General features: G+C 68.8%; 4 protein-coding genes. All 4 read right to left on the bottom strand.

Annotated elements, in window-relative coordinates; genetic code table 11:
• Nucleotides 1–185 precede the first annotated feature (185 nt).
• On the bottom strand, nt 186–776 hold the full coding sequence (locus AC1D12_RS25980) for a LuxR C-terminal-related transcriptional regulator (protein WP_477825363.1): 591 nt from the start codon (nt 774–776) through the stop codon (nt 186–188).
• A gap of 142 nt (nt 777–918) precedes the next feature.
• Nucleotides 919–2,553: an FMN-binding glutamate synthase family protein gene (locus AC1D12_RS25975; RefSeq protein ID WP_477843823.1), complete on the bottom strand. Its 1,635-nt coding sequence runs from the start codon at nt 2,551–2,553 to the stop codon at nt 919–921.
• 76 nt (nt 2,554–2,629) lie between these two features.
• A complete protein-coding gene (locus AC1D12_RS25970; protein WP_465111393.1) occupies nt 2,630–3,046 on the bottom strand; it encodes a DUF4148 domain-containing protein in 417 nt (138 codons plus the stop codon).
• A 105-nt stretch (nt 3,047–3,151) separates the two neighbouring features.
• On the bottom strand, nt 3,152–4,369 hold the full coding sequence (locus tag AC1D12_RS25965; RefSeq protein WP_477843825.1) for a 6-phosphofructokinase: 1,218 nt from the start codon (nt 4,367–4,369) through the stop codon (nt 3,152–3,154).
• Nucleotides 4,370–4,382 lie beyond the last annotated feature (13 nt).

Raw genomic sequence — 4,382 nt, 5'->3', positions numbered from 1 at the left:
GAACGGGGATGTGCAGCCGAAGCGTCAGTGTTGTCCGCAGCGAGACTGAACGAACCGCATGGTTTTCAAAGCGCCTTTGCTTTGGTTACTTTCATTTGGCAAGACAAATGAAAGTGACTCGCCCGCCGGGGCGAAACCTGCCGGCAAGCACAGCGCAGCGTCCGGAGCGAAACCCGGCAAAGGCATCAAGCAGTGAGCGACAACCCATTAGCCCGAATATCAAACTGCAACTTCTGATAAACCCGTCGAATCCCGCAAGCCACCGTGTGCACGCTCGCATGCCACTGCTGCGCGATCTCGTCGATCAGGTAGCCCTGCGCCAGCCACTGCAGGATCTGCCGCTCCATGCCGGTCAGCACCAGCGGGTTCAGCGCCTCGGTCATCGTGTCGGCCAGCGCATGCCGCGGCGATGTCTCGAAGTGAGACAGCACCTGGCGCGCAATGGTCGGCGTCATCGGCGACTCACCCCTGGCCACCTCCTGCAGTCCGCTGATCAGCGCCTCGGGGGAGTTGGCATGCACCCAATACCCGTCGGCCCCGGCGCGCAAGGCCTGCAGCAGCACCATGTCGTCGTGCGACATCAGCGTCACCAGCACCTGCGGGCGCGTCGCACGGCCGCCCTGGCGCAGGTCGCCCAGCAGGCCGTCGACCGGGCCGTCCTGCACGCGCAGGTCGGTCACCAGGATGTCGGGGTCGGCGCGCGCGATCAGCGGCCGCGCCTCGTCGATYGTGTGGACCGTGCCGACCACCCGGAAACCCGGAGTGGCCGCGATCAAGGCCGCCAGATGAGGGCTGGCCTCATGGTCACGCTGCAGAAGGACGAGGGACGGCATGGAAAAACGCACAAGCAAGCAGATCGGCCATTCTTCGCCGCACCCCCATCCGGTGCATCCCCATGACCAAGGGCTGCCAGCCCCCTCAACCCGGGGGGGTCATCGCGAAACTGTACGCCTGCGCCATCGGCCAGTACAGCCGGAAGACGTTGTGCGCCGGCTCGCTGCCGTCCAGCAGCGAACCCGGCTTCAGGAACGGCAGCAGATTCGCGAGCAGTTTCACCTCATGGTCGGCAGACAGGCGCACGATGTGCGACGCCGTGATGCCGCCCGGATGCGTCAGCCCCGCCGCCTGCACCAGCTCCTTCAGCGCGCGCAAGGTGTTCTGGTGGTAGTGGAAGACGCGCTCGGCCTTGGTCGGCACCACCAGCGCGCGCTGGCGCTGCGCGTCCTGCGTGCTGACCCCCGTCGGGCACGCACCGGTGTGGCAGGCCTGCGCCTGGATGCAACCGAGCGCGAACATGAAGCCGCGCGCCGCATTGCACCAGTCCGCCCCCAGGGCCATCATCCGCGCGATGTCGAACGCGCTGACCACCTTGCCGGCACAGCCGAGCTTCACCTGGTCGCGCAGGTTCAGCCCGACCAGCGTGTTGTGCACCAGCAGCAGGCCCTCCTGCAGCGGCGCACCGACGTGGTCGGTGAACTCCAGCGGCGCCGCGCCGGTGCCGCCCTCGGCACCATCGACGACGATGAAATCCGGCGTGATGCCGGTGACGAGCATCGCCTTCGCGATCGCGAACCACTCCCACGGGTGGCCGATGCACAGCTTGAAGCCGGTCGGCTTGCCGCCGGACAGCGTGCGCAGCCGCTCGATGAACCGCATCATCTCGACCGGCGTGTCGAACGCGCTGTGGCGTGCCGGCGAGATGCAGTCGACCCAGGCTGCCACACCCCGGGCCTCGGCGATCTCGGGCGTGACCTTCGGCCCCGGCAGCACGCCGCCATGCCCGGGCTTGGCACCCTGGCTCAGCTTCAACTCGATCATCCGCACCTGCGGCTGGGTCGCGTTCTCGGCGAAGCGCCGCTCGTCGAAGCTGCCATCTTCATGGCGGCAACCGAAGTAGCCGGAGCCGACCTCCCAGATCAGGTCGCCGCCGTTCTCGCGGTGATGGCGGCTGATGCTGCCCTCGCCGGTGTCATGCGCGAAGCCGCCGCGTTTCGCGCCGGCATTGAGCGCAAGGATCGCGTTCGCCGACAGCGCACCGAAACTCATCGCCGAGATGTTGAAGACGCTCGCCGAGTACGGCTGTGCGCGGTTCGCGCCGATCATCACGCGGAAGTCGTGCGTCGGCAGCTCGGTCGGCGCAATCGAGTGGTTGATCCATTCGTAGCCGAGCGCACCGACGTCCATCTGCGTGCCGAACGGCCGCTTGTCGGGATCGTTCTTCGCCCGCTGGTAGACCAGCGAGCGCTGCTGGCGCGAGAACGGCGCCGCCTCGTTGTCGCCCTCGATGAAGTACTGGCGCATCTCGGGCCGGATGAACTCCAGCAGGAAGCGCAGGTGCCCGATCACCGGGTAGTTGCGCAGCACCGAATGCCGCGCCTGCAGCACATCGTGCACGCCGACGCCCACCAGCAGCGCGAACAGCAGCAGCCAGGGCCACCCGACGTGGAACGCGACCGCGGTGAACGCACTGAGCAGCAGCCCGATACCGCTCAGCAGCCAGGCGCTGTAGCGGATCGGGAAATACTGGTTGAGCCTGAGTATCCACTCTTGCATCGCAGCCTCCTCACATGGCCGCGATGGTAGACGGTGGACAGGGGGCAGGCGGCGCGCTGGGCGCCGCCGGGAGCCGTCACTTCTTCGGCTTGCCTGATTCTTCGCTGCGCTCGATCTCGCCGTTCTTCATCGCGCGCTTCGTCTCGGCCTTCACGTCGGCGCGATCGGCCGGCGGCGGCGATCCGGCGGCCGGCGGCGGCAGCTTGTTCAGGTCGCCCTCGCTGGTCTTCATCTCGCCCATGGCCTTCGCGGCCTTGGTGTCCGCCTTGACCTGCGCGCGCGTCGTCTCCGACGTGACCGGCTTGCGCTTGTTGTCGTGCTGCTCGCCGACCGGCACCTTCTTGCCGGCGGCCGCGGCGTCGCGGGTTTCGGCCTTCACCTGCTCGCGCGTCTTCGGCGCGGACGGGTCGTCGGTCGTCGTCTGGGCCAGCACGGTCTGCGAGCCGAAGGCGCCGGCCAGCAGCGCGGACAACAAAAGCATCTTGTGGTTCATGGTGATCCCTTTCCAGTGGGTGGAGAGATCCCATCAGACCCGCTCACGCCCGCGCGGCCCATCAGCCGGGACCGGGCGCTGCGGTAGGAAATGCCCGACCGGGCGTCAGCGTCCTACGGTCGATCCGCCCAGTCGCTTCGCGATCGGATGCCCGCGCAGCCGGTGCGCCTGCGGCATGTCGCTGCCGAGCAGCGGGCGCAGGTACTGGCGGAACGCGTCGGTGACGGCATTGCCGCCCTCGGTGATGAAGACATCTTCCATCACCCGCGTCTTGCCCGCCACCGCCGCCAGCGGCAGCAGCTCGTAGCGCACGGCGTAGTCGCCGCAGCGCTGGATCGCGACCGAACCGTCGCGGTCGCCGCGCAGTGCGAACTGCAGCGCCGTCTCGCCGACCTCGCGGGCTTCGCGCTGGTCGACATCCGACACGCAGCCGAGGAACGAGCGCTGCAGGTAGCCGAAGGTGTCGCCGCGCACGCGCTTGATCTTCAGCTGGTCCTTGATGAGGTCGCACAGCAGATCGGCCAGGGCGCCGGTGCCCGACAGCTGCACGTTGCCGTGGGCGTCGCGCTCGACACCCCCCGGCGCGAGCTGCACCGCGATCGGCTCGCCCGACGCATCGTGGATGCCCTCGGAGACGGCGATCACGCAACGGCCCAGGCGCTGATGGGTCTCACGCACGTCGGCCAGGAAGCGCTCGCGCTCGAACACCCGCTCGGGCAGGTAGACGAGGTGCGGGCCGTCGTCGGGGTAGCGGGCGCCGAGCGCCGCGGCCGCCGTCAGGAAGCCGGCATGCCGGCCCATCACGACGCCGAGGTAGACGCCCGGCAGCGCCGCGTTGTCGAGGTTGGCCCCCGCGAAGGCCTGCGCGACGAAGCGCGCCGCCGACGCATAGCCCGGCGTGTGGTCGTTGCCCACCAGGTCGTTGTCGATGGTCTTCGGCACGTGGATGCAGCGCAGCGCATGGCCGGCCTGGCGGGCTTCCTCGCTGACGATGCGCACGGTATCCGACGAGTCGTTGCCGCCGATGTACAGGAAATGGCTGATGCCATGCGCCTGCAGCACTTTCAGGATGGCGCGGCAGTAGGCCAGGTCGGGCTTGTCACGGGTGCTGCCGAGGGCCGAGGCCGGCGTGGCGGCGACCGCCTCGAGGTGCTGCGGCGTCTCGCGCGCCAGGTCGACGAAGTCCTCGTCGACGATGCCGCGCACGCCGTGGCGGGCGCCGTAGACCGCCGTCACCTCCGGAAAGCGCTGCGCCGCGAGCACCGCGCCGACCAGCGACTGGTTGATCACGGCGGTCGGGCCGCCGCCCTGGGCGATCAGGATCCTGGCTTCGGGC

Source organism: Rhizobacter sp. P1_G5 (assembly GCF_056405435.1).
Note: the sequence above shows the minus strand (reverse complement) of the source record. Positions and strands in the feature narration are given on the sequence as shown.

Excerpts from the sequence above, each read along its gene's own strand:
- AC1D12_RS25970 (WP_465111393.1), bottom strand. The coding sequence starts at position 3,046 with ATGAACCACAAGATGCTTTTGTTGTCCGCGCTGCTGGCCGGCGCCTTC.
- AC1D12_RS25975 (WP_477843823.1), bottom strand. The coding sequence starts at position 2,553 with ATGCAAGAGTGGATACTCAGGCTCAACCAGTATTTCCCGATCCGCTAC.